At 43.5% G+C, this 25,787-nt stretch carries 19 protein-coding genes; 2 read left to right on the forward strand and 17 right to left on the reverse strand.

Going from position 1 to position 25,787, the window contains the following annotated elements:
• Nucleotides 1–83: 83 nt before the first annotated feature.
• The 3 genes from TW81_RS13535 to matP form a co-directional block, all read right to left on the reverse strand.
• Nucleotides 84–1,313: an HDOD domain-containing protein gene (locus TW81_RS13535; RefSeq protein WP_045956263.1), complete on the reverse strand. Its 1,230-nt coding sequence runs from the start codon at nt 1,311–1,313 to the stop codon at nt 84–86.
• Between the two features lie 369 nt (nt 1,314–1,682).
• Nucleotides 1,683–1,994 carry a DUF3634 family protein gene (locus tag TW81_RS13540; protein ID WP_045956264.1) on the reverse strand — a complete coding sequence of 104 codons (312 nt, stop codon included), beginning with the start codon at nt 1,992–1,994 and terminating at the stop codon, nt 1,683–1,685.
• Between the two features lie 13 nt (nt 1,995–2,007).
• Nucleotides 2,008–2,454 (reverse strand): macrodomain Ter protein MatP, encoded by a 447-nt coding sequence (matP, locus tag TW81_RS13545; protein ID WP_045956265.1) that lies wholly within the window; start codon nt 2,452–2,454, stop codon nt 2,008–2,010.
• Nucleotides 2,455–2,625: 171 nt separating this feature from the next.
• Between matP and TW81_RS13550 the strand changes: the two genes are divergently transcribed.
• Nucleotides 2,626–4,272: a S16 family serine protease gene (locus tag TW81_RS13550; RefSeq protein ID WP_045956266.1), complete on the forward strand. Its 1,647-nt coding sequence runs from the start codon at nt 2,626–2,628 to the stop codon at nt 4,270–4,272.
• A gap of 90 nt (nt 4,273–4,362) precedes the next feature.
• A complete protein-coding gene (fabA, locus tag TW81_RS13555) occupies nt 4,363–4,881 on the forward strand; it encodes a bifunctional 3-hydroxydecanoyl-ACP dehydratase/trans-2-decenoyl-ACP isomerase (protein WP_045956267.1) in 519 nt (172 codons plus the stop codon).
• Nucleotides 4,882–5,013: 132 nt separating this feature from the next.
• Here the strand turns inward: fabA and rmf are convergent, their stop codons facing one another.
• The 14 genes from rmf to TW81_RS13620 form a co-directional block, all read right to left on the reverse strand.
• The gene (gene rmf, locus TW81_RS13560) at nt 5,014–5,187 is read right to left on the reverse strand and encodes a ribosome modulation factor (protein ID WP_004414030.1); all 174 of its coding nucleotides are present in this window, start codon (nt 5,185–5,187) and stop codon (nt 5,014–5,016) included.
• Between the two features lie 201 nt (nt 5,188–5,388).
• Nucleotides 5,389–6,999: a DUF3466 family protein gene (locus tag TW81_RS13565; protein WP_045956268.1), complete on the reverse strand. Its 1,611-nt coding sequence runs from the start codon at nt 6,997–6,999 to the stop codon at nt 5,389–5,391.
• 6 nt (nt 7,000–7,005) lie between these two features.
• Complete coding sequence (locus TW81_RS13570) at nt 7,006–8,922, reverse strand: ABC transporter ATP-binding protein (protein ID WP_045956269.1); 1,917 nt, start codon at nt 8,920–8,922, stop codon at nt 7,006–7,008.
• A complete protein-coding gene (locus TW81_RS13575) occupies nt 8,900–9,142 on the reverse strand; it encodes a glutaredoxin family protein (protein ID WP_084715906.1) in 243 nt (80 codons plus the stop codon). Before TW81_RS13575 ends, TW81_RS13570 begins: the two co-directional genes overlap by 23 nt.
• A gap of 10 nt (nt 9,143–9,152) precedes the next feature.
• A complete protein-coding gene (gene rlmKL, locus TW81_RS13580; protein WP_045956271.1) occupies nt 9,153–11,276 on the reverse strand; it encodes a bifunctional 23S rRNA (guanine(2069)-N(7))-methyltransferase RlmK/23S rRNA (guanine(2445)-N(2))-methyltransferase RlmL in 2,124 nt (707 codons plus the stop codon).
• A 469-nt stretch (nt 11,277–11,745) separates the two neighbouring features.
• Entirely contained in the window at nt 11,746–12,291 is a 546-nt protein-coding gene (locus TW81_RS13585; protein WP_045956272.1) for a cell division protein ZapC, read from the reverse strand.
• A 180-nt stretch (nt 12,292–12,471) separates the two neighbouring features.
• Nucleotides 12,472–13,482, reverse strand: a complete 1,011-nt coding sequence (gene pyrD, locus TW81_RS13590; RefSeq protein ID WP_045956273.1) for a quinone-dependent dihydroorotate dehydrogenase — start codon at nt 13,480–13,482, stop codon at nt 12,472–12,474.
• An 87-nt stretch (nt 13,483–13,569) separates the two neighbouring features.
• Nucleotides 13,570–18,411 carry an NAD-glutamate dehydrogenase gene (locus tag TW81_RS13595; protein ID WP_045956274.1) on the reverse strand — a complete coding sequence of 1,614 codons (4,842 nt, stop codon included), beginning with the start codon at nt 18,409–18,411 and terminating at the stop codon, nt 13,570–13,572.
• Between the two features lie 186 nt (nt 18,412–18,597).
• Nucleotides 18,598–18,816 carry a DUF2835 domain-containing protein gene (locus TW81_RS19090; protein WP_084715908.1) on the reverse strand — a complete coding sequence of 73 codons (219 nt, stop codon included), beginning with the start codon at nt 18,814–18,816 and terminating at the stop codon, nt 18,598–18,600.
• A 91-nt stretch (nt 18,817–18,907) separates the two neighbouring features.
• Nucleotides 18,908–21,514: an aminopeptidase N gene (pepN, locus tag TW81_RS13600; protein WP_045956275.1), complete on the reverse strand. Its 2,607-nt coding sequence runs from the start codon at nt 21,512–21,514 to the stop codon at nt 18,908–18,910.
• Between the two features lie 210 nt (nt 21,515–21,724).
• The gene (locus TW81_RS13605; protein WP_045956276.1) at nt 21,725–22,387 is read right to left on the reverse strand and encodes a hypothetical protein; all 663 of its coding nucleotides are present in this window, start codon (nt 22,385–22,387) and stop codon (nt 21,725–21,727) included.
• 138 nt (nt 22,388–22,525) lie between these two features.
• Nucleotides 22,526–24,523, reverse strand: coding sequence for a carboxy terminal-processing peptidase (gene prc / locus TW81_RS13610; RefSeq protein WP_045956277.1), 1,998 nt, complete (start codon nt 24,521–24,523; stop codon nt 22,526–22,528).
• A 17-nt stretch (nt 24,524–24,540) separates the two neighbouring features.
• Nucleotides 24,541–25,170, reverse strand: a complete 630-nt coding sequence (gene proQ, locus TW81_RS13615) for an RNA chaperone ProQ (protein WP_045956278.1) — start codon at nt 25,168–25,170, stop codon at nt 24,541–24,543.
• 100 nt (nt 25,171–25,270) lie between these two features.
• A complete protein-coding gene (locus TW81_RS13620) occupies nt 25,271–25,744 on the reverse strand; it encodes a GAF domain-containing protein (RefSeq protein WP_045956279.1) in 474 nt (157 codons plus the stop codon).
• Nucleotides 25,745–25,787: the final 43 nt, after the last annotated feature.

Below are 25,787 nucleotides of genomic sequence, written 5' to 3' on the forward strand. Positions count from 1 at the left end.
GAGATCATAATTAAAGGAAAACCAATCTATTACATTACGCCAAAATCAAAATGACTAGTTATAGTGCTCATCAACTTGTCAGTTTAAGCTTTAACAAGACTTACTCGACCCGGATGCATATCCCGAATCGTTTGTAGCGCGTCAGGTGGCATCTGTACGTTTGCAAACCAAAATGGCTTATGCTTTTCAACAAACGCATTACTTCTATCCAACATGTCGAACATGGCATAGGCTTGCGCTTGAGCCAGAGCAATACCAGCGTCACTCCGCTCTAAAACCGGGATTCCATCTAGATCTTCTTCTAATGCGACTTTTATGGGGACAGTAAACGGAGTCCACTCTATTGACTCAATAACTTTGCGTGTAAGCTCTGCCTCTAGTTTGTGAATTACTTTGGGTAGCACACTCAAGTCAGGCGTAACTTCACCGCACGCGTAGTATTCTTCACGTAAGTTGTTTTCTCGATACCATTGCATTTTGTTCACTTGTGCATCTTCAAATAACAAGCTGAAGTGATTAACAATGGCAAAATGGCTGATCGTCCTAAGAACTCCCAGTAAGATCCCCTGCTGAGGAAACCTCACTCCTGATTGTTCCATACGTATACGCGTAACATTGGCTGTTAAAACCATATGTTGCCAGAGTTTTGGAGCAATGCTTTTGGTTACCGGGTCATGCCACTTTAGAAGCGGCTTCGCCATCAATATCGGAAACAACAAACTGCAATTATCTATCCCTATCGCGCCTATCGCGATTTTGGGGTCTTGGATGCTTCTCGGTGATTTGCCAAGTCGCTGACAGAATTTAGGATTATTTACCAGCTCTAAAACGTTTGATTTTAACTGGTTATCATTCGTCGTCAGAACCGTTAACTTACTGAAATTCAAAGACGGTGAATACGCAACGCTTGAGAAATAGGAAAAGTCTGGAAACCGCCCAAATAGCTGAAGCCCAGACATTTCTGACAATTTTTCGCATATATAATTTTTTGCATGCTCAGAAATATCTGAAATGACCGATACAACGATTTTTTGTCTATCCTCAATAGCCTTTCGTCGTTCCTGTACTTTTGCGCTTTCACATTCAAGCAGTAATCTTTGGTTGTCAGTAATTCTCTCTTCTTCTTTCAAGATGACACTATCGCAAAATTCACTTTGCCTACTTAAGGCGCTATCAACATCGGATTGATCGAGAATATACTTTAAGCTAACCAACCACTTAGCGTGGCGTTCTTTGGTGATCTGGGTGATTTTATTAGCCAATGCATTGGCTTCTTCATTGTAAATCTTATTCGTTGTCAGTGAACTCTGCATGCTCTCACACTTTTTGCCATCAATTGAAGAGGGAGACAAATTTCACTGTATAGCTCCCTGATGTGATGCCGACGTATTGAGATATTCCTCGCCTTCATCTCTCGACCTACACAGCTACATCGCCTATAACGTGGATTCTATTAACTATAGCTACAGATTCGTGAAGCATCATCTCAATGTATGAATCATAGATAAAAGAGATACGTAGATTAAGCTAAAGTTAAACAACGCAATGCCCTGAGAAGCCGTTGACTAAATTTATGAGGAAAAGTGAAAGAAGAAATGAAAAACTAGAAGTCCCCCTACCTATGCGAGATAACATGATGTTGAAGGGGGAAGCACGTAAGAGCCGCTTAGACGTGAGGGGGATTAGCCCGTACCTTTTTTACCTTTAGAACGAAACCCCTGATGTGGGAATACATTTCGAATTCGTTGTTGTACTTTTTTAGGCACCTGTTTAGACATAACAAGTTTCGTACCGGTACGTTGCTGATACACTTTCAGCTCACCGCTAAAAGGCGTTTTTTCTCCAATTTCAACAACGTTGTGTTTAAAACTTGGTGGAAAATGCCCTTTCTCCTGCACAATCTTGCCATCGGAAAACTTCACCTTAAGCACCGGACGATCGATCGCCACCAACCAGAAGACAATAACAGACGCAATTAGAATGACGTAAAGCATACCCTTCTCCCTATTAATCGAGCAATTTGGTCAAATCTTCCTTTAGGCTGCTCACCGCCTTGCTGGCTTTTTCACTACGCGAAGCTTCCGACAATAAATACTCAATCGCATCTGATAAAGTACAGCCAAGTTCGTTCGCTCTGTGTGAGAGCTTTTCCCACACTCGATAATCCAAATCGATAGATTTCTTCTTGGTATGGATTTGCTCTGCATTAAAATGACGTTTACGCTTTGCTCGAATTGCCTGTTTAAGCTTGTTGTCGAGCTCTGGTGACATATGCTGTTCAATCCACTCTAAAACTTTGGTCGGCTCATGCTCTATCTTGCGAAGTTCATTCACCGCAGCGTCTGCTTGGCTAGAATCAATATGACAAGTAATGGCTTCACCGGCCTTCCACTTGTTGACCAAATAGTTCCATTTCCATCCGCATTCTAAGTTTTCAAGCTGTTGATATTTCATTTTAAAGCCATTCCGTTAACGTCCTAGGTGACAGCGTAACCCTAACCTTGAAAAGTTACAATCCCCATTGTAATCGAAAAGCGATCAAGATCATTAGAGAAAATTATCTCTATATCCTGATTGGGTTTTTCTATATAATTTTCATCCATTTTAAGTACATGAATCGATTTAATGAACCAAGAAAGCTGGCACGCTGTCACACCACAATATTCACAATACGACACACAGATCCAACGATTCAACGATCTTGAGAATGTCGACTTTTTTGACATTCAACCTCGCCTAGCTAACTCATTGAAAACGCTAAGTGCGACGCAAGGCCTCACCCGTCTACTTGTTATTAATTCTTCTGACAGCCCATTTTATAGGGGTCTTGTTCAGGAAGGCATTGCAAGACTAGATTGCAAAGTGCCAGTTTTAACGACCGAATCATTAAGCTTCTCGACCTTACTCGGGTCATATACCAGCAATGACCAAGGTGACATTGTCACTTACATTAAAGGCTTAATAGCCAAAGCTGACGGTGGCTTTCTTATCGTTCCCGCGACGTTAATACTCGCCAACCCCGCTAGCTGGCAGACGTTAAAGTCAGTTTTGGTGGGTAACCCAGTCGAACCAATAAACGCCAATCCACAGAAAATTACGACGAATCCACCTAACGAAACGTATGATATTAAGATTGTTGTGGTCGGCGACCGCCACCAAATTGCCGATTTTGAATATTTAGAGCCGGAGTTGTTTAATGGACTGGCAATGTTTACTGAAATTGAAGATGAGGTCGCTTTAAACGTCGACACCGTGTCACAGTACCTTGGATTCATTTCTTGGATCACAAAAAAGTACAATTTGCCGACTCTGTCATTCGGAGCAATACACCGTTTGATGAATCTTGGTGCTCGTTATACTGAAGATCAAGGGTATATGCCAATCGACATTCTTTGGTACCTTGCCCTGCTTCATGAAGCGCAACTGACATCAAATGGAAAAGTAATTTCCGAGCAAGACCTTGAGCTTGCTATTGAAGCTAAGTACCAAAGAGAAGCTTACCTACCCGAACGTGCCCTTTCAGATATAACTAATGGCCAGGTAATCATTGAAACGACTGGTGAATGTGTCGGGCAAGTCAACGGACTAACTGTGATAGACGTTCCGGGTCACCCGATGTCATATGGTGAACCCGCACGGATTTCCTGCGTGATCCATTTTGGTGATGGTGATATTTCAGATGTCGAGCGAAAAGCAGAGCTTGGGGGTAACCTTCATGCAAAAGGTATGATGATTATGCAAGCTTTTGTCAGCAGTGCACTGCAATTGGACGAACCTCTTCCATATTCAGCATCCGTGGTATTTGAGCAGTCATATAGTGAAGTAGATGGTGATAGTGCGACTTTGGCTGAACTCTGCTCTTTCGTTTCCGCCCTTTCTGAATATCCAATCAACCAACAGATTGCCGTGACCGGTGCAGTCGATCAATTTGGTCGAGTTCAAGCAGTCGGTGGACTCAACGAAAAAATTGAAGGCTTTTACCACGTCTGCAAACATCAAGGTTTAACGGGCGATCAGGGTGTAATACTGCCCAAATCAAATTTAAAACACTTGTCATTAAATAAAGATGTCATCGAAAGCATTAAAAATAATGAATTTCATATTTGGTCTGTATCTACGGTTGATGAAGCTATTCCTATCATTATGGGTAAACCCTTCCGTGGAGATGATGACGAAAGCGTAATTAGCAAAATAGCACAACGTATTGAAAACTTTGAAAGACACGAGCATCCTCAAGGAATTGTGGATCGCATCAAAAACTGGTTCGTTTGAACACTTTTCGGTCACAATATGACTGATCGGAGTTGTTTAGCGTACACGTGTTCACTAACATGCTGCTATCAAAAATCGGAGTAATTGATAATGCAAAACAAACGTGATTCTTATAACCGTGAAGATCTTCTAGCCTCTAGCCAAGGCGAACTATTCGGTCCTGGTTATCCTCAACTACCTGCGCCCAATATGCTTATGATGGATCGCGTCACTAAAATGTCTGAGACTGAAGGTGATTACGGTAAGGGTCTGATTTTAGCTGAGCTAGATATTACTCCTGATCTATGGTTCTTCGATTGTCATTTTCCTGGTGACCCAGTCATGCCTGGTTGTTTAGGCTTAGATGCAATGTGGCAATTGGTCGGCTTCTTCCTTGGTTGGGTTGGCGGAAAAGGTAAAGGCCGCGCTTTAGGTGTCGGTGAAGTTAAATTCACTGGACAAATCCTACCTACCGCAAAAAAAGTCACTTACGAAATTCACATGAAGCGTGTTGTAAACCGTAAGTTAGTCATGGGCCTTGCTGATGGCCGTGTGCTAGTTGATGGTAAAGAAATTTATGTAGCCAAAGACCTAAAAGTCGGCCTGTTCCAAGACACTTCTGCGTTTTAACACTGAAATGTGCAATAAGCGGCTCATTCGAGTCGCTTTATTTTAATAACGACATTTAGTTATAGTGCATTAAAGTAGTAAACAAAAGCCCCTTTCGGGGCTAGATTCCTATCGTTGTATGTGGATTGAGTGTTATTTATAGAGACCAGAGTGTTTGTCTTCCCTGGCATCGCGCCAACCACCAAGCCAGTAAGATCGAGCATCCATCTGCTGGTATGGACATGCCTCCATAGAGCGACCATTTAGGCCTGCTTTATAACCTTGAGATTGAGCTCGCTCTAAGCGGTCACGCTTTTGTCTCTTCATAGTGTCGTCCTCATACATAAAATGTTTAACGTACTACTCAATTGATCTACTCCAACTAAACATTTCAGCTTTGCGTTAATCGATCAATATGAAGCTTTTATGGCTTCACAATTAAGATTCGATCAAAATGGGGACGAATTCAAGGTATAAAAAAAGCACAGATCCAAATTTGTGAACCTGTGCTCTTGTTTACAATTTAACCTACTTTCTACGGAACCCAACAAGCCCTAGCAGAGTCAACACAAACAGCCCAAGGGCTCCACCTTGCCTTTCAACCGTCACTTCAGTTGCAGGGCGAGTGGTAATATCCGTTGAATCTTGGCCATTAATTGGTACGAGCTTTACACCCACCAGCGATGCTCCTGCTGAACAACTCGCGTCAATAGCTTCACTATCAAATCCACCAGCACAATAATACGCACTTGCAGCGATCACACCTGCGTCATTAATATCCGCAGCTTGAACAATACGGAACTGATTGTTGTCAGTAGAGGCACCAGAACCGTATGTTAAGTCATCTAGGTAACGAGCTTGACCACCAAGTGGCGCTGAACCAGAGGTTGTGCCGAGGTTTGTGATAAATGCGCGTTGTCCACGAGGTTTACCATTGGTTTCAGAATATTGATCATAATCTATAGTACCAACCACATCATTATGGTTATTGATGTTGCCAGCTATTCCGTTTGCACCAGTAAAGAAGATGCTACCACTAAATTCTTTATATACTGGAGAGTCGAGGTCGCTGACATAAAAGAGTGAGTTAGCATATGCGCCGCTCAATGGCTCACTTAACTTCGCAGTACCAATTGCAATCTTGTTGTCGTTAACAGCTTTTAGCGTTTGGTTTGCATACCTGTCTGAGTCGTATGGAAAACCGCTGACTAACGTACCCGTATCCCAGCTCCAGTTAGGTGCACTGTATGTTGCTTTAAACACTGAAGCCTTTAAACGCACGTCACCATCTGATGTATAACCAACGGCATACACTTTGCTATTATCACTAGAGTCGACGATTACATCCCTGACACTTCCTTGAGCTCGGAAGTCGCCATTCGCTGAACCGCCTTTCCAACTAATCTCTGTGGCAGTGCCACTCAACCATACAGTCGGCTTAGAAGTAAAGATATATGTACTACCTGTATCCACATTGTTGCGAGTAATACTACCCACGGTAAATGTTTGTGATCCAGCAGCTGTGGTTAGCTCTTTACTTACCCAATAGTGCGAAGACAAAAAATCAGATCCACTAGGCGTATCAGATGTCGCATCTATATAACCTAGATTTCTGTATGTTCCACCGTTTCGAGCATTGCCGACAGGAGCATTTGCAGCATTAATTGAATTTACAACAGTATTTTCACTAAATGATAAGCTTACCTCATCCAGATAGGCTCTAGAACCATCATAGTTACCACCTTGTTCTTTTGCATATCCATTGGTGTATTGCTGCGTTGCCCATCGTTCACACAAAACATCGGAGTAACCTAAATAGCGGTAACAATAGCTCCGAAAGCCATCCCAGTTATCATCTAGGTAAGTCCAACCAAATGGCAGAAAAAAAGGTGACTCATCTCTATAATTCCAACCTTCTCGGTAGCTCTTCACTTCCGTTGCCATTTTTGAGACACCTTCACCACAGGAAGTGCTCCAGCAAACAGCAGTCTCAGGAGAAATGGCCACACCGTAGGTTTGAAGGCTAGAGCTTACGCCTTCAGGCGCTTCCATATAGACGTTATATAAAGCCGCATTGGCTGTGAAAGAAGCGGCAATCGTCGCCGCTACGGCTGAAATTTTAAAAATGTTACTACTCATTAGTGTTTAACTGTCCTGTTGCATCGCTTCAAGCTCTTCCCAACGCTCGAAAGCAATTTCAAGCTCTTGCTCGGTGGCAGTGAGCTTATCTAAAATCGGTTGTGTCTGTTCAACGGGTTTTGAAAAGAAATCAGCGCTATTGACTTGTTCTTGTAAGCTTTCAATCTCAGCTTCTAACTCTTCAAGTTTTACCGGCAATGCTTCTAACTCTCGCTGCAGTTTATAGGATAACTTCTTCGGCTTACTCTTTGTGGGAGCTGTTTTGGGAGTTTCCTCAACCTGTTTGACGATTTTTGTTGGTTTTTCCGCCTCTCGAGCCTTCTGCGTTTGAGCTCTTTGTTGCTGGGCGTCATGGTAACCACCAACAAACTCTTCAATTACGCCTTCACCTTCAAAAATCCAACTGGTTGTGACTGTGTTATCGACAAACTGACGATCGTGACTGACGAGTAAAAGTGTACCCTGATAGTTGGCAAGCAAATCTTCCAAAAGTTCCAATGTTTCGATATCAAGATCGTTTGTTGGTTCATCGAGCACCAATAAATTATTGGGACGTAAAAAGATTCGAGCTAACAAAAGACGGTTTTTTTCGCCTCCTGAGAGCGCTTTGACGGGTGTTCGCGCACGTTTGGGCGCAAATAAGAAATCTTGCAAATAGCTCAAAGCATGGCGCTGACGACCTCCAACCATGACTTCTTGTTTGCCATCGGCTAAGTTATCAATCACCGATTTTTCTGGATCTAGCACTTCACGATATTGGTCGAAATAGGCCACTTCTAGCTTAGTGCCACAGTGAAGTTTACCGGATTGAGGCTGGAGCTCATCGAGTAGCAGCTTAAGCAGCGTACTCTTACCGCATCCATTAGGACCGATAAGCGCAATACGATCGCCACGCATTATATTGAAAGAGAAGTCCTTAACTATCGACTTGCCTTCAATATCATAATTGATGCCCTTCGCCTCAAACACAATCTTACCTGAGCGCGATGCGTCATCAATTTGAATATTGGCTTTACCCTGCACCTCACGACGATCTTGTCGCTCTTCACGTAGCTTCTTGAGCGCTCGTACACGGCCTTCGTTACGTGTTCTTCGTGCCTTGATACCTTGCCTTATCCAAACTTCTTCCTGAGCAAGCTTTTTATCAAACTCTGCGTTTTGCATCTCTTCAACACGCAACATTTCTTCTTTCTCAGCCAGGTAGTTGTCATAATTGCCAGGAAATGAAGCAAGCTTGCCACGATCAAGATCGACGATACGTGTCGCCATCGATTTAATAAACGCTCGGTCGTGAGAAATAAATATAATCGAACCACGGAAATCTTTTAGGAAATTTTCTAACCATTCAATGGTCGTAACGTCAAGGTGGTTGGTAGGCTCATCAAGTAGCAACACATCTGGGTCACGCACCAAAGCTCTTGCTAGCGCCGCTTTGCGCTGCCAGCCACCAGACAAGTCCGTCAACTTGGTATGACCATCAAGTTTAAGCGCATCCATCACGTTTTTGATTCGGTCTTCAAATCGCCACGCACCAGAATGCTCAAGCTGCTCTTGAATTCGAGCCAATTTATTGATGTTCTTCTCTGATGCATCATGGGCAATCAGATCAAGCTGTTCTTGATAGATCTTAAGCTGTTGACCAACTTCAGCAAGGCCACCAGCAACATAGTCAAATACAGTGCCTGCTTGGTTACGTGGTGGATCTTGCTCTAGGCGTGAAACAATAACATCTTGCGTGACTGTCAACTTACCATCATCGAGTACGACTTCACCCGCGAGTACTTTCATCAATGTCGACTTGCCTGCCCCATTACGTCCGACCAAACAAACTCGCTCATTCTCTTGGAGCGAAAAATCTGCATGATCAAGCAAAGGATGATCGCCGTAAGCCAGTAGGCCATTATTTATTGTTAGTAATGCCATTTTCGTCTAACCAAACCTGTAATTGTTCTAAATCAAACGGCCAATTAAGCTCGTTACCCTGATAATTCAGTACCGGTATCGTGACGCCGTAACGAGAAAACAGCTCATCATCGAAAGCAATATCGACAACATCGACTTGGTTTGAAATGTTGAGCTGTTGTATAAGGCCAAATGCCATCTCACATAGATGGCACCCTTCTGTACTGTATAAAGTGATCACTTGTGACCTACTATTCCTTGTGAGTCAAAATCCAGCAGTTATGAATATGTTTATTACGTGCAAAATCCATTGGTAACGTTTGATGAGAAATGTTCTTCGCCGTCAAGCCAAGTTCCTCTAAACCTTCCATGTCCATCTTAAAGTGGCGTTTATTATTTGAGAACACAATCGTCCCGCCATTTCGCAGCAAGCGTCTCAAATTCTTCATCAACTGAATATGGTCACGTTGCACGTCAAAGCTTTGTTCCATACGTTTTGAGTTAGAAAACGTTGGTGGATCAATAAAGATAAGATCGAACTGAGCGGTTGAACGCTCTAACCACTGTAGGCAGTCTGCTTGTTCAAATCGGTGCTGACGACCAACCTGACCATTCAGCTTCATGTTTTCTTTCGCCCACTCTAGGTAGGTATTAGACATATCAACTGTCATGGTCGACTTGGCACCACCACACGCTGCATGAACTGTACCTGAGCCGGTATAGGCAAAAAGGTTAAGAAAGTCTTTTCCATTCGCCATTTCACCCAATTTACGTCGAGTGATCTTATGGTCGAGGAACAAACCTGTATCGAGGTAATCGTGCAAATTGACTTTGAGCTTAACACCATATTCATTCACGGTGAGTGTTTCGGACTCTTGTGAAAGCTTCTGATACTGAGAACGACCTTTCTGCTTTTCTCGTACCTTCAACACCACTTTATTCGCTTCTGTGCCCGTAACTTGAATCGTAGCGCGGATAATATCCGTTAAACGACGCTTGGCTTTCTCTTCCGGAATATTCTTCGGTGCTGCGTACTCTTGAATCACTAAATGATCAAGATAGATATCGATAGCCACATTGTATTCCGGTAAATCTGCATCATAGATACGGTAACAATCGAGCTTCTCTTTTCGCGCCCACTTACCGATTTTCGCCATGTTTTTCTTCAAACGGTTAGAAAAATCAGGCGCAATCAGCGATTCAGTGACATTGTCACCTTTACTTTCAGCCGGTCTATCGCTAATAGAATAATTTTTTTGGTGACAAGGTAACGCACCATTGTTTAATTTGAATTGCTTGTCAGCCCGCATGCGTAAACAGCTAAGCAATTCATCAGAACTCGAAAAAATAGAGGCCTGACACCCACCGAACTCTGATTTCAACTGCGCGCCAAATGCTGTGTAGAGCGCAATGAGACCTGGGTGAGTGCCTAAGCGTTCACCATAAGGAGGGTTTGAAACAATGACACCGGATTCGAACCCTTGAGGACGCGTAACTTGTGCAGCATCACCGAGATTAAACTCAATCAGTGACTCAACGCCTGCTCGGCGAGCATTATCTTTGGCTGTTTTCAGTACTCGAGCGTCGTTATCGAAGCCAAAAAACTTAGTGTCAACTTTTTTGACGCCTCTTCTTGCCTGCACTGCTGCTTCTGATTTAATTTCTGACCATAGCTCTGGTTCAAAATCTTCAAGCGATTCGAACCCCCATTGCTTACGATTCACACCAGGGGCCATATTTGCCGCCATCATGGCCGCTTCAATTAATAAGGTTCCTGAGCCACACATCGGGTCTAATAACGCTTTGTCTGAATTCCAACCACTGCGAAGTATGATCGCTGCAGCTAAGGTTTCACGTAGAGGTGCACGCCCAGACTCAGGTCGATAGCCGCGCTGATGCAAGCCACCACCGACCATATCAACGCCCAAGATGGCTTTATCTCTATGTAAGCGAACATGAATGCGCAGATCAGGTTGATCTTTATTGATCGAAGGCCTTGGCAGACTCTTCTTCTCAAAACTGTCCACTATCGCATCTTTAACTTTCATAGCACCGTACTGGCTATTGCGAATCTCGCGGTTGGTACCATTGAAGTCAACAACTAGAGTCTTCGAGCTGGAAAATTGATTCGTCCAGTTGACGGACGATGTTGCCAAATAAAGATCCATATCGTCGTTACACGTAAACTCGGAAAGAACGCGTACAAATCGCGACGCTAAACGACTCCATAAACAGCAACGATAAATTTGCTCATTGGAAGCTTTAAAGCGTACCCCTGCCTGAACGGGTTTGGCATTGGTAATCCCTAGCTGAGTTAACTCTTCAACCAACAAGTTTTCCAAACCGTTGGATGTAACCGCAAGATATTGATGCATAGTGATGTTTTAATTCTGTAGAAAATGACCAAGCATTATACCTGACTCAGTTAGTTATCGTTAGCTCAATCAGTTAATTCACGCAAATTGAACTCCGATTGAATGATTTATCAACACAGTTAGTCCCCTGTCACTTGGTTACATATCACCATTTGCAAGTTTTCCCTTTGAACCTAAAAACAGCCCTTACAGCCAAAGTGAATACTCATTCACGCACAAAATGGACTATACCAAAGAGGCCTTTTGACGTAATAAAGTTACAAAAATGAGCAAAACGGGGAATAAATTCAGCATTCTCCCTTTAAATAAGGGAAAAATACGAGGAACTAACCACTGTTGTTTGGTGATATTTTGAACTCGTCTCACAAATGGGAGTGATATAACGTGGCTGCTTGAGGAAAATGAAAGGCAAAAAAAAGCCAGCAATTAAGCTGGCAGGAAATGAAACAACAGAACGTATATTTTAAGGTTAACCCACCAAAGCAATAGGTTGGGTATGAAAATGATGATTTGCAACAGTCAGGCGGTCATGCATCACTTTTATGGCCTGACCAAATTGCATAGATTTAGTACCACTTAGTTCAAACCCTTCGAGCGAAACTGATGCACACAAGCTAGCGCACTCACCGACCTCAAGAACAATGAAGTAACCTTGATTTATAGAGTTACTAAGACGAATGAGATCGCCTTCCTCAGGAATCGTTTGTCCATCGGAAATCGAGTCAAAAAACCAGCTTTTGGGCTGAACAGGCTTATGAAATCGCTTTGCGGCAACGCAGTACAATGATAGTTCGGCCTGTCTAGGTTCACTTAGCCCAAGCAAAGCAATCTGTTCTTTGTATGTTTGATATGCAGACGCGTCGTCTACAGAGAATTCATTCACGCCAATCGCACAGTCGACAATCAGCTTACGCGGAAGGTTGGTCTTAAATACCATACCATCACCCAGATCGAGCATAAGGTGCCCTTCTGAATCATCGTAGTACCAAGTCCATTTGTCACTGGGTTTAAGCATCGTTCCATCTCTGAAATTTGGTTGGACGTTAAGAAAACACAAATTACGTTTATTAACTTACTTGGATTCTATGCGCTGATTAGCGAAAAAAAAGAGGAAATGAATTCTCATTTCCTCTTAGAATCAACCAAATTTTAAGACAGATATACTGTGTGACAATGTCACTCTAACAATCACAAATTAAAGGTTTTTTACAATATCACGTACTAGTGCTGGCCCATGATAAATAAATCCAGAATAAACTTGAACCAATTCTGCTCCTGCCATCATTTTTTCTTTTGCCGCAACGTACGAATCAATACCACCGACACCAATCACAGGGATTTCACCTTTAAGATGTTCGTGTAGACAGCGAACGACTTCAGTACTTCGGCTTTGAACTGGACGGCCACTTAGCCCACCCGCTTCATTCGCATGCTTCATGCCTTCAACGATGGTACGATCTAATGTCGTATTAGTGGCGATGACCGCATCAATTTTATTCTTGAGTAGTGAACCGCAGATCTGTTTGATCTCGTCATTACTAAGATCCGGAGCGATCTTTAGCGCCAACGGCACATACTTCCCATGTTTTTCAGCAAGTTCTGCTTGCTTCGTTTTCAACTCTTGAAGCAGCTCATCCAGTGCTTCACCATATTGCAGCGAACGAAGTCCTGGTGTATTCGGTGACGATATATTTACGGCAATATAACCTGCGTATTGGTAAACCTTCTCCATACAGATCAGGTAATCTTCTGCGCCCTTTTCAATTGGCGTATCTTTATTTTTACCAATATTAATACCTAGTACACAGTCGTATTTGGCTTTCTTTACATTCTCGACTAAGTTATCAACACCTAGGTTGTTGAAACCCATTCGGTTAATGATCCCTTCAGCTTCAACAAGGCGGAATAAGCGCGGTTTGTCATTACCAGACTGAGGACGTGGTGTTACCGTACCGACTTCAACAAAACCAAAGCCCATTGCGTCAAACGCTTCGATACATTCCCCATTTTTATCCAAACCAGCGGCTAGCCCGACAGGGTTGCGGAATGTAAGCCCCATGCATTCTACCGGACGATGTGGAAGCTGCTGTCGGTAAAGTAGATCAAGTGGAGTACCTGTAAAACGCTTGAAATTTTGAATTGCGAGATCGTGTGCCTTTTCGGCATCGAGTTGGAAAAAGCCAGTTCTGGCTAGACGGTAAAGCATTGTGCCTCCGAAAGAAAAAAGCCCCGTATAAACGGGGCTGTATTATTCAATGTTTTACCGCATAATTCAACGAATTATAGCAAACGTTTACTCATTCGCACTGCAATTGAGGTTGAGCAACATAAGTTCACGTAATGCTACCGAGAATTTAGCGAATTCATGAACAGATCCTACTTTAAATTCGTTGAGGATATTCTCCCAACGATGCAGTGATGTTTCGTTGCTTACGATCCATTCATCCAGCGCTTTCATCACATCGAGATCTTCAGGTGCACAACTACAGCTTAACACTTGACCAGTAAGCTGACGCTGCTGCCAATCGAGATCTTCACGGAACGCAGCACGTGCTAATGCTTGCCAGTTATTGTCAACCCCTTGCCCATTAATCTGTTTCAAGAACCAATGAAGTGATAAACGATCGCCTAAATTGTAGTAGAGCTTAGCCGTTTGTTGCACTGTTTTGCCTTTTTCACGAGACACTGTGGATATATCCAGTACAGAGTAAAGGCTAGACAAACGAGCAACATAGTTAGCGACATCTGAATCAATGCCCTGCTCGATCCACGCTTTGGCCATCTGGTTGTGCTCTTCCACTTCAGCAGGAACCAACATGTCATCCAGGTTCTGCTTGATAGTGTCAACATCAGCTTGGTAAAGCGCAATTAACTCTTTAACCGATTGAAGACCAGTGCGATTACGCAGTAACCAGCGCGACAGACGACGGAGCGTTCTACGTACGTAGAAGATCATATCGTACTGAGCATGAGTCGATGCTTGGTTATCGAGTGCACGTACCTCTTCCAATACTTTACCCAAACCAAAGATTTCGCGCGATGCAGCATAAGCGTTGGCAATATCAACCACGCTAGCGCCCGTTTCTTCTTGAAGGCGAGTCACAAAGTTACAGCCCATTTCGTTAACCATTTGGTTAGCCAAAGCCGTCGCAATGATTTCTGCACGTAGTGGATGATTGTCCATTTGTGCAGAATAGTTACGGCGTAACTCAGTTGGGAAGTAACTCACCAACTGCTGAGCATGAAATTCATCTTTGGCGATGTCTTCATGAACAAGCTCTTCTTTCAGCACCATCTTAGCGTAAGCAACCAGTACTGAAAGTTCTGGACGCGTTAATGCTAAGCCTTGCTTTTCACGCTCTAGCAAGGTTTCATCATCAGGAATGTATTCAAGTGCTCGGTCTAAGTAACCTGCTTTCTCCATTGTGTGAATAAAGCGGATCTGCTCTTTGACCAACGAAACACCTTGTTGTTCGGTGACAGAGATTGACTCAGACTGACAGTAGGCATCGTCTAAAACAATTTCACCCACTTCGTCTTCCATTGATTCAAGGATCTTGTTGCGCTGCTTGATAGTAAGATCACCATTGGCAACCAATCCATTAAGGAAGATCTTAATGTTGACTTCGTTATCTGAACAATCAACACCACCTACGTTATCGACAAAGTCAGTATTGACGCGGCCACCAGTGAGCGCATATTCGATACGACCTAACTGAGTCATACCCAAGTTACCGCCTTCACCGACCACTTTGGCCTTCAGATCACGTCCATCAATACGCAATACGTCGTTCGCGCGGTCACCAACATCGGTGTGTGTTTCAGTTGGCGCTTTAACATACGTACCAATACCACCGTTCCATAGAAGATCCACTTCCATTGACAGGATCATCTTAATTAGATCATTTGGCGCAATCGATGACTTCTTCGTTCGCAGCATCTTTTGGATTTCTGGGCTTAAAGTGATCGACTTGGCACGACGAGAGAAGATACCACCACCCTTAGATATCAACTTCGCATCATAATCTTCCCAGCTCGAACGTGGCAGATTAAACAAGCGATTACGCTCTTCCCAACTGGACGCTGAATCTGGATTAGGATCGATAAAGATGTGCATATGGTTAAACGCAGCTTGCAGACGGATATGCTTAGAAAGCAGCATGCCGTTGCCAAATACGTCGCCCGCCATATCACCAACACCAATAGCAGTGAAATCCGTTGTTTGGCAGTTAATGCCCATTTCGCGGAAATGACGTTTGACCGACTCCCAGCCACCTTTCGCGGTAATGCCCATCGCTTTGTGGTCATAACCATTCGAACCGCCAGAAGCAAACGCATCACCTAGCCAGAAGTTATATTCTTCGGAAACTGAGTTGGCAAGATCCGAGAAGGTTGCCGTCCCTTTGTCAGCAGCAACAACCAAATATGGATCGTCCTCATCATGACGAACCACATTAGCAGGATGCGCCACTTCGCCTTCGATAATATTGTCTGACACGTCCAACAATGCGCGAATAAAGCGCTTGTAGCAGCGTTGCCCTTCAGCAAAGATTTCATCTCGTCCGCTTAACAGTGGTTGACGCTTACATACAAAACCACCTTTTGCACCAACCGGTACGATAACCGTATTCTTAACCTGTTGTGCTTTAACCAAACCAAGAATTTCGGTACGGAAGTCTTCTTGACGATCTGACCAACGTAATCCACCACGAGCAACTTTGCCACCACGTAGGTGTACACCTTCAATATCCGGTGCATAAACGAAGATCTCAAATGCTGGTACAGGTTGAGGGATCTCAGGAATATCACTAGGCTTCATCTTAAGTGATAACCACGGCTTCGGCTGCTTGTTCTCGTCAACTTGGTAATAGTTGGTGCGTAGAGTCGCAGTGATCATCTCCATGTAGCGACGTAAAATACGATCGTCATCTAAACTTTCTACATGATCGAGTTGCTCGGTAATCTTGGCAATAAGATCCGTTTGACCTTTTTGGCTGCCTTTGAATTTAGGCTCAAAACGTTTGGTAAACAGTTCTACCAACCCTTTCGCTAGATCTGGGTGATGGTTAAGTGTGTCTTCGATGTACTGCTGACTAAATGGGAAGCCAACTTGGCGCATGTAACGAGCATAAGCACGTAGGATTGAAATCTCGCGGCCAGTCAGTGACGCACCAAGAACCAAACGGTTGAAGCCATCACTCTCTAATTCGCCTGCCCAAATGGCGGCAAAAGCCTGTTGGAAACGATCGCGGGCTTCACGAAGATCAACGTTCGCCTCACTCTTATGCAGCATAGAGAAATCTAGGATCCAATACACTTGACCATTAGATTTACGTACTTCATATGGCGATTCTCCGATCACACGTAAACCAAGGTTTTCAAGCATTGGCATTACGTCTGATAGATGGATTGGCTCATCGCGGTGATATAATTTGAGTCTAACTGATTTAGAGTCTGCGCCCAGCTCCTGTGGACGATAGAACAGCATGCCCAGTTTGTTGTCATCACTGAGTTTCTCTAGGCGTTCAATATCTGCAACGGCCGAGCCTGGCATGACATCTTCTTTGTAAGAACGAGGGAAAGCGCGTAAGTATTCTTTCGACAGCGGCAGACCTTTACTCTCACCTAAGTTAGCTACGATCGCTTCTGATAAACGATCATCCCAAGTTGAAGATGCTTCCATTAAATTTTGCTCAATCGTTTTTGCGTCTACGTCCATATTGTTGTTATCAACACGGACAATATAGTGAGTTCGAGCTAGTGGGCTCTCGGAGAAGTACGTTGTAAATTCGACTTCTTGTTCACAACCGAAATATTGCTTAAGAATGCGTTGAGTTTGGCGACGAAGCTCTGTGTTATAACGGTCTTTGGTCACGTAAACCATACAGCTGAAGAATCGGCCAAACGGGTCTTTGCGTACAAATAGACGCAACAGATCGCGGTCTTGCATCTGTACAACACCCATACCTACTTCAAGCAGCTCTTCTTCTTTTGCTTGCAGCAGTTCATCACGTGGGTAGTTTTCTAAGATGTTGTGCAACGCTTTGTATGAGTATGACCCCTCGCGGTAGCGGCTCGCTTCGAGAATACGTTCAACTTTCTCGCGAATCAGTGGGATGCTTTCTACGCTTTGGTTATAAACCGCTGACGTGTATAGACCTGTAAATCTGTGTTCGCCAATCACTTTGCCGTTTTCATCAAACTTTTTGATACCGATGTAATCGTTGTATGCAGGTCGATGAATACGAGATGGGCGGTTGCCTTTAGTTACATTGAGTAAGAATGGCTTTTTCGCTTCAAGGCGGGCAGAGTCTGGGAAATCTGATAGTTTAACGGTGCGAACACGGTCACTGCTCGAAAACAGACCTAGCCCTTTGTCCGGTGTTGGACGAAGTTCGGTGTCACCATCAACAGAAACAAGATCGTATTCCTTGTATCCCATAAACGTAAAGTTGTGATCACCTAACCAACGAAGGAACTGGATAGATTCATCGTATCGATCACGTTCGATCTCGATTTTGTCTCGCTGCGACTCGACCTGAGCGGTAACTTGCTCTAGCTTTTCAACCATCAGCAACCAATCTTGAACAACCAGTCCTGTGTCATTCAAAATGCTAAGCAGCTCTTCTTTTAATGACGCCATTTCGGCTTTAGAGCTCAAGCGGTCAACCTCAATATGGAACATTGATTGAAGCTCGCCTTCACCTTGATTTATTGCAGTAATTTCGCCGCTTTCTGAACGGGCAATTTGCGTAGGTCCGTGCAGCATTAAGTGTGATGAAAGATCCAAACGGCTCAGTGCCATTTTTGTTGAGTCGACGAGGAATGGGCCATCAGGAACAACAATCTCAACGATTGTATGGGTTGATTGCCAGCCTTGGCGACTCACGGTTGGATTAAATACTCGAACAGAAATTTCGTCAGCTTTTTTCTCGTTAATATGGTGCCATAGCGAAACGACAGCACCATACAAATCAGATTCGTTACGTTCGACTAAGTCGTCATGAGAAATATTGCTAAACAGGTGTTGAGCTAGTTGGGTGACTAGGGGTTGATGAGCAAGCTCGAGTTTGTCTTGAATAAGTTTGTACACTTTTTCAAGCAGAACCGGCATCAATGTTTCACGCGCGGTCATAATCACACTCCACAATTAGAATTGTATGTTATTTGGGGGACAGTGTAAGCATAGTGCTTACCAGGGTAATGCGGCTTTATTGTAAAAGCTTTATTGATAAAAAGTTAATTCTTTTGGGAGTGGTAAGAGGTGAAATGTTCGAGAATGTGATTAAGGTTCTATTTAAACTTCTATAAAATCAGTTGCTCACAGAAGTTCTAACTTTATAAACTTATTATTTTGGTCAGTTGTTAATCTAAAACGCCCTTTTAGCCCAATTTGACTAACAAAAGGCCTGAAACTAGATGCTGGCAATTGTAGGCGTAAGCCTTTATCTGTCACGACTAACACGTTGCTCGCTGCACCATTGTAGTGGGACAAAAATGTTTGATACGAAATATTGAGACTGAAGTAATAATGGTTCATAGCAAGGTATAAATTAAACTATCTAAGCCAAACTCAAAAACTGTATGGATAAACAGTAGCACAATAAAATGCTACTGTTTACCAACCTTGATTAAGATTCCAACGCTTTGGTCACTTTTTCGAACAGGTCATTGGCTAGATTATCCATCGCTTTTAGCGTTTCTAGTTCAGTTTTGATCATTGCTTGACGCTCAGCATCATATTTGCGGAACTTGAGTAAAGGATCAATCAAACGCGAAGCCACTTGCGGGTTGCTACTGTTTAGTTCACGCAATATTTCACCGGCAAACTTATAGCCTTCACCCGATTTAGCATGAAAACGTACCGGGTTCATATTTAGGAATGAACCGATTAAGCTACGAGTACGGTTAGGGTTCTTAATGCTAAATGCTTCGTGATTCATTGCCTGTTTGATGGTATCCAGTACGTTCTCCGCCGGATTCATACCTTGCAATGTGAACCACTTGTCCATCACTAAACCATCATGCTTCCATTTATCACTGTAATCCGCCATTAAATGTTCACGACATGCTAGTTCAGCGCTATTTGCCGCCGTCATCGCAGCAATGGTATCTGTCATGTTGTTCGCGTCAGCATATTGGGCTGTCACAATCGCATTGCCTTGCTCCGTGTAAGCCAAATAACCCAGAGCAGTATTACGTAAAGATCGTTGACCGATCGCTGCATGCTCAATGGTGTACGCTTGCTGTTTTAAACTATGGTAAAGCGCACTTAACTCATCTTCCAGCTCAATTGCCAACGTAACTTTAATTGCTTTCAGTACTTTCGCCACCGCGTCGACATCAACTTGTTTATACCAACCTGATACTTCATTGTGGCTTGGTAAAGACATCATTTCAGCAATAAATGCGGGCTCCAGTTCTTGCGAAAGCAGCACACCTCTGAACGCATCGATAACTGCATCAGAGAGTTCAACCTCTTTACCAGCTTGAACCTGCTCAACGTTAAAACGAATATACTTGGCAAGTAACATCTGCCCTGCATCCCAACGTGCAAATTCGTTGCGAGCATGCACCATCAGGAAAGTTAGCTCTGAATCGCTGTAGTCATACTCAAGTTTGACCGGTGCAGAAAACTCACGTAGCAAGGATGGAGTTGGTCGCTCCGTGATATTTTCAAACACAAATATCTGCTTGGCTTCAGTAATATTTAGGACACTGTCAACAGGCTTTCCGTTACATTGTAACTCAATAACTTCACCAGATTGTTTGTAGAGTTCAACGTCGAATGGAATATGTAGCGCTTGTTTCTCCGCTTGATCTTGTGTTGGCTCAGTAGATTGCTCGATAGTCAACGAGTAAGTTTGTTGTGTTTGGTTATATACACTGCTTACTTTTAATGTCGGCGTACCGGATTGGCTGTACCACAATCGGAACTGTTTTAGCTCCACACCAGAAGCATCTTCCATCGCGGAAACAAAATCTTCACACGTCGCAGCAGTTCCATCATGTCTCTCAAAGTAGAGCTTCATGCCTTTTTGGAAACCCTCTTCCCCTAACAGCGTATGCATCATACTAATGACTTCACTGCCTTTTTCATACACCGTTAGCGTATAGAAGTTATTCATTTCGATAACTTGCTCTGGGCGGATCGGGTGTGACATTGGGCTTGCGTCTTCCGCAAACTGCGGGCCACGAATAATGCGAACGTTGTTGATTCGGTTCACTGCGCGAGAGCCAAGATCAGATGAAAACTCTTGGTCACGGAACACAGTTAAACCTTCTTTAAGGCTAAGCTGGAACCAGTCGCGACACGTGACACGGTTACCTGTCCAGTTGTGGAAGTATTCATGACCAATCACTGCTTCGATACCTAGGTAATCTGTATCCGTCGCTGTTTTTTCGTTGGCAAGAACATACTTGGAGTTAAAGATATTCAGACCTTTGTTTTCCATCGCCCCCATGTTGAAGAAATCAACGGCAACAATCATGTAGATATCGAGGTCATACTCGAGACCAAAACGCTCTTCGTCCCATTTCATTGAATTAATCAATGACGTCATTGCATGCGGTGCGCGATCAAGATTGCCTTTATCAACAAAAATTTCTAAGTCAACATGGCGACCAGACTTAGTCACATACGTATCACGTAACACATCAAAGTCACCAGCAACCAGAGCAAACAGATAAGCAGGCTTTGGATGAGGATCTTGCCACTGCACCCAGTGTCGACCACCGTCTAAATCACCTTCGGCGACACGATTGCCATTACTGAGCAAAAATGGGTAGTCGGCTTTGTCGGCGATCACTTTAGTCGTGTATTTCGCCAGCACATCCGGACGATCCATATAATAAGTGATGCGACGGAACCCTTCCGCTTCACACTGAGTACAGAAAGCACCACCTGATTTATACAACCCTTCTAGAGCGGTATTTGCCTCTGGGTCAATCACGGTGACAATGGTTAATTCCGTTTGCTCTGGGAGCTGATGGATCTCTAGTCGGCCTTCGACTTCTTGATATGCCGTCCATACTTCACCATTGACGTGAATACTTTCTAGCTTAAGCGCTTCACCTTCTAAGCTTAGTGTCGTGGTATCTTTAAGCTGCTTAACCTGTGAAACCGCCGTAACTTTAGTTTGGTTGTCGTAGAGGTCAAAAGTGAGGTCAATATCAGTAATAGTATGAGATGGAGACTGATAGTCTTTGCGGTATTTGGCTTGAGGAGTCTGAGCCATGTCTAAATCCTTCTGACGTAATTCGTTAGTAACGCATACTAGTGTAACCCCTAAGGGGCAATGCTGCTGAAACACAGCGGACACAAATTGTTAGCTAGCTTACATCTCTAGAATGCAAAAAACGAGGATCTATCAAGAAAACCCTCGTTTTTTATCTATTGTTGGCGTAGAACTCAAACTAATTGTCTACTTAAGCGTCAAAGCTCACACTTATCTAATTCGATTGAGGACAGCGTATAACTCACCTTCTTCCATCTCTAACGTTAAGGTATCTTTGTTTAAGGTATAACGTGTTTCATGTTCGCCACTTTCGTACAAAAGAACTAGGTGTTCACCTTCTGTATAATAAACGCCACGATGCACCGCTTCATCACCGTCATCGTTACTCACCCGGAACATAAACACGAAATCTGGTTGAAGAATAAGGTCAAACTTATGCGCATCAGTGGATAAGGCATGCTCTCCTTCAAAGTGAGCTCCCGACCACATTCCGGCGAGTGAATTGGAAAGCGCTTTAGTAAAAGTCACACCGTTTAAGTTAAGCAAATTGTGGTTGGCGGCATATTGATAAACTTGTGGCTCAGACGTGTTCAATCCCAAAATGATGGTGTCTTCATTGGCGGTATAATGCCCTTCCCAATGATCAACAGAATAGTCGCGCTTCTGGATATCAATCTTAAAACTGTAGTTTGAGCCAAGCGTTAACTTTATCGCTAAGAAATTTTCTTTTGATTGATCAGGATTTGGATTAACCAAATACCAGTCGCCCAAAAGAAAGGGGTGATCAAACTGCGTTAAATCGCTATTGTCACGAACCTCGTTACCTAGCACAGAGAAGCTGAAAATCAGCGATAATAAAATAATCAATCTCATTACGTGCTCCTTACTCGTTTTCTTTAAGCTTAGGCACACAATGTTTGTTTGGCGAAAATTTTGATCTTAATCACATTAATTATTAACAAAAAAAAAGCGAACCTAGTAAGGCCCGCTTTGTTAATGCAATGATTATTATCAAGATTTTATCATATCAATCATAATAGCGACAGATTCATCAAGATACGCATCAGGAGACTCGTAATCTTTTGGCACATCGTCCAAAGATTTGAATTGCTCTTTACCTGCGGCCTTTTGACGCTGATTAATTCGCGCTAAACGTCGTTCATCCGCTTGCTCAGTTTCAGCCTGACGAGTTTTCTTATTTAACGATAAGGTGTTGTCGTCTTTTTCGGCTCTGTACTTGGCAATATCTTCAGCAATAAAGCCAAACTCTAAATCTTGGGCAATACGTGCTTCATGTTTTGTGGACAGTTGTTTTACCAGCTCATCGTTACGCTGTAACACGTTGTATTTCGCTTTATCAATGCTGTCCCATGGCAGAGCGTTGTCTTCGACACTTTCGCCCGTTTCACTTGGTTCGACTGCCGTTGGGAAAGGAATGTCAGGAGCCACACCTTTGTTCTGCGTGCTACCGCCATCGATACGGTAGAACTTTTGAATCGTGTACTGCACATAGCCCAACTCTTTATCGAACAAATCGTAGATCTTACCCAAAGTGCGGTGCTGTTGAACTGTGCCTTTACCAAATGAGTTCTCGCCCAAGATAACAGCCCGGCCATAATCTTGCAGTGCAGCTGCAAAAATTTCTGATGCTGAAGCACTGTTGCGATTGATGAGTACACTCATGGGTCCGGCATAGCTGATTTGATCATCAAAGTCGCCTTTGACGTTGACTCGACCATAGCTATCACGAACCTGAACAACCGGCCCGCTCTTAATAAACAATCCAGTTAATGCAGAGGCTTCCGTTAACGCGCCACCGCCATTGTTGCGCAGATCAACAATAATGCCATCCACTTGCTGTGTTTTTAGTTCAGAGATTAAAGCGTCGGTATCTTTCGCAAGTCCAACATAGAAACTTGGTACTTCGAGTACACCAATCTTCTTGCCATCTTTTTCAATCACTTCTGATTTAACAGCGCGATCTTCTAAACGAATTTTGTCGCGGACAAGAGTAACAACCTCGGCCTTCGCATCCTTACCTTCAGGTAGAATCTGCAAGTTAACCTTAGTGCCTTTAGGCCCTTTAATCAGTTGAACAACATCGTCCAGTCGCCAACCAATGACATCAACCATATCTTCGCCGTCTTGACCGACACCGATAATACGGTCACCTTCACCTAGTTGCTTGCTATTAGAAGCTGGGCCACCAGCAACTAGCGAGCGAATGACGGTATAATCGTCCGTCATTTGCAATACCGCACCAATACCCTCAAGTGAAAGATTCATCTCGGTTTGAAATTGTTCAGCATTACGCGGTGAAAGATAGCTGGTGTGCGGGTCAACTTCGCGCGCAAAGGCGTTGATGTAGAACTGGAACACATCTTCACTGTGAGTTTGGCTGAGTCGTTTTAAGGCATTGTTATAACGCTTACCTAGGACTTCACTAATTTCGTCCCACTTTTTACCCGTCAACGCTAAATTCAGAGCATCGTATTTAACTCGTTTGCGCCATAGCTCGTCGAGTTCCGCAGTATCAGTTGGCCAAGCGGCTTCACTTCGGTCGAGTTCGATGGTTTCGTCGCTATCGAACGTCATTTCGGTATCAAGTAGCTTAAGCGCATAAACGAAACGCTCATAGCGACGTTTCATTGATAAATTGTACAACTTAAAGGCTATTTGCGTGTCACCCGTTTTTAACTGATCATCGACAGAATCTTGCCATTTAGAGATGGCTTCGATATCAGCTTGGGTAAAAACGTTTTTGTTGTAGTCCAAAGACTCAACATATCGCCAAAAAATTCTGCGCGACAGATCGTCATTGAGTTTGATGTGTTTGTAGTGAGAGCTGGTTAGCTTCTCTTCGACCCGCTTACTGGCGGTGGCATGTTGAGCTTCCGGAGAGAGGACTGGTAAGTCCTTAAGGGCGATATTTGCTTCTAGAGCATAGGCTGAAGAAGCTGCTAGCAATAAGCTAGCAGCGATCAGCGACATTTTTGAACGGCATTTCATGCGTAGGAGTATCTCCTTTATGCGCGTAGGTGCTCCGCTTTCACAACCATTTGTAGGCCGTTAGACAGTTGGACACGCACATCTTCCTTATTGATTTCAACGATAGTCGCAGCCATATTTCCTTTACCCATATTCACGTTTACTTGATTGCCAACTTTTACTTCGTCAGCAGTCAAAGCACGCGTTTCTACCGGCTTGCTGGCTTTTTGTAATTTGTTCTGTTGTGGGCGACGGCCTTGAGGCTTTTTCGCAGCAGGCTTAGCTTTAGCTTTACCTTCTTCACGAGCTTTCTGCGCTTGCTCTTTACGACGAGCTTGCACTTTCGACTTGCTCTCAGCTAGTGCAGTTTTTGCGTGTTCTACGTGTTCTTCATCTAGCTCACCTGCTGGGTTGCCGTCTAAATCTACACGTACTGCACCAGGCTTAACACCGTGTAGGTAACGCCATGATGAAGTGTATTGTCTTAACGCTGCACGAAGTTGAGTTTTGCTTACTTTTGGATCATCAGACAGACGGTCCGCAAGATCTTGAAAAATACCAATTTTAAGTGGCTTCGCTTCACCTTCTAAAGTAAAGCACTTAGGGAAACATTCAGCAATATATGCGATAACTTCTTTGCTGTTTTTTAACTTTTCAGTGTTTTCCATGAGGATTCCTGGTTATTGCGGCTTGTCCGCGAGCATTAAGAATTAAATATTTGAGGTATTATAGTGACCTGCAAATGAAAAACCACACTCAATAGACAATTTATGCCCCGATAGCGTGTGAATTAAGCAGCTTTTCTACTTCGCTCATCAAAAATGTTAACCCTTGCTCGTCAATTTCATTAAATCGGCCGACATTCGGGCTATCAATATCGAGTACACCTGCAATCTCACCATTGATAGAGAATGGAATCACTATCTCAGAATTACTCGCTGCATCACAAGCTATATGACCTTCAAACTCATGTACATCGTACACGCGTTGTACGGTATTCGTCGCAACCGCAGTGCCACACACACCGCGGCCAACAGGAATACGAACACATGCGGGTTTGCCCTGGAATGGGCCAAGAACCAACTCACCATCTTTCATCAAGTAGAAGCCGACCCAGTTTAGGTTTTCAAGCTCCATATTAAGCAAAGCGCTGATGTTGGATAAATTCGCGATCAAATCGGTCTCAGACTCGATAATTGCAACAGCTTGCTTGGTTAAGCGGTGGTAATGTTCTATTTTCATTATTACATCCTTTTGAAAATTCGTGACCTTTTTGAAAATTAAA

The sequence above is a fragment of the Vibrio galatheae genome, assembly GCF_000967545.1.
Lineage (GTDB): Bacteria > Pseudomonadota > Gammaproteobacteria > Enterobacterales > Vibrionaceae > Vibrio > Vibrio galatheae.

Coding starts and splice junctions, on each gene's coding strand:
- TW81_RS13570 (WP_045956269.1), bottom strand. CDS start 8,922: ATGGCATTACTAACAATAAATAATGGCCTACTGGCTTACGGCGATCAT.
- rmf (WP_004414030.1), bottom strand. CDS start 5,187: ATGAAGAGACAAAAGCGTGACCGCTTAGAGCGAGCTCAATCTCAAGGT.
- fabA (WP_045956267.1), top strand. CDS start 4,363: ATGCAAAACAAACGTGATTCTTATAACCGTGAAGATCTTCTAGCCTCT.
- rlmKL (WP_045956271.1), bottom strand. CDS start 11,276: ATGCATCAATATCTTGCGGTTACATCCAACGGTTTGGAAAACTTGTTG.
- matP (WP_045956265.1), bottom strand. CDS start 2,454: ATGAAATATCAACAGCTTGAAAACTTAGAATGCGGATGGAAATGGAAC.
- TW81_RS13595 (WP_045956274.1), bottom strand. CDS start 18,411: ATGACCGCGCGTGAAACATTGATGCCGGTTCTGCTTGAAAAAGTGTAC.
- TW81_RS13585 (WP_045956272.1), bottom strand. CDS start 12,291: ATGCTTAAACCCAGTGACAAATGGACTTGGTACTACGATGATTCAGAA.
- prc (WP_045956277.1), bottom strand. CDS start 24,523: ATGAAATGCCGTTCAAAAATGTCGCTGATCGCTGCTAGCTTATTGCTA.
- TW81_RS13540 (WP_045956264.1), bottom strand. CDS start 1,994: ATGCTTTACGTCATTCTAATTGCGTCTGTTATTGTCTTCTGGTTGGTG.
- TW81_RS19090 (WP_084715908.1), bottom strand. CDS start 18,816: ATGAACCATTATTACTTCAGTCTCAATATTTCGTATCAAACATTTTTG.
- pepN (WP_045956275.1), bottom strand. CDS start 21,514: ATGGCTCAGACTCCTCAAGCCAAATACCGCAAAGACTATCAGTCTCCA.
- TW81_RS13550 (WP_045956266.1), top strand. CDS start 2,626: ATGAACCAAGAAAGCTGGCACGCTGTCACACCACAATATTCACAATAC.
- TW81_RS13535 (WP_045956263.1), bottom strand. CDS start 1,313: ATGCAGAGTTCACTGACAACGAATAAGATTTACAATGAAGAAGCCAAT.
- pyrD (WP_045956273.1), bottom strand. CDS start 13,482: ATGCTTTACCGTCTAGCCAGAACTGGCTTTTTCCAACTCGATGCCGAA.
- TW81_RS13605 (WP_045956276.1), bottom strand. CDS start 22,387: ATGAGATTGATTATTTTATTATCGCTGATTTTCAGCTTCTCTGTGCTA.
- TW81_RS13565 (WP_045956268.1), bottom strand. CDS start 6,999: ATGAGTAGTAACATTTTTAAAATTTCAGCCGTAGCGGCGACGATTGCC.
- TW81_RS13620 (WP_045956279.1), bottom strand. CDS start 25,744: ATGAAAATAGAACATTACCACCGCTTAACCAAGCAAGCTGTTGCAATT.
- proQ (WP_045956278.1), bottom strand. CDS start 25,170: ATGGAAAACACTGAAAAGTTAAAAAACAGCAAAGAAGTTATCGCATAT.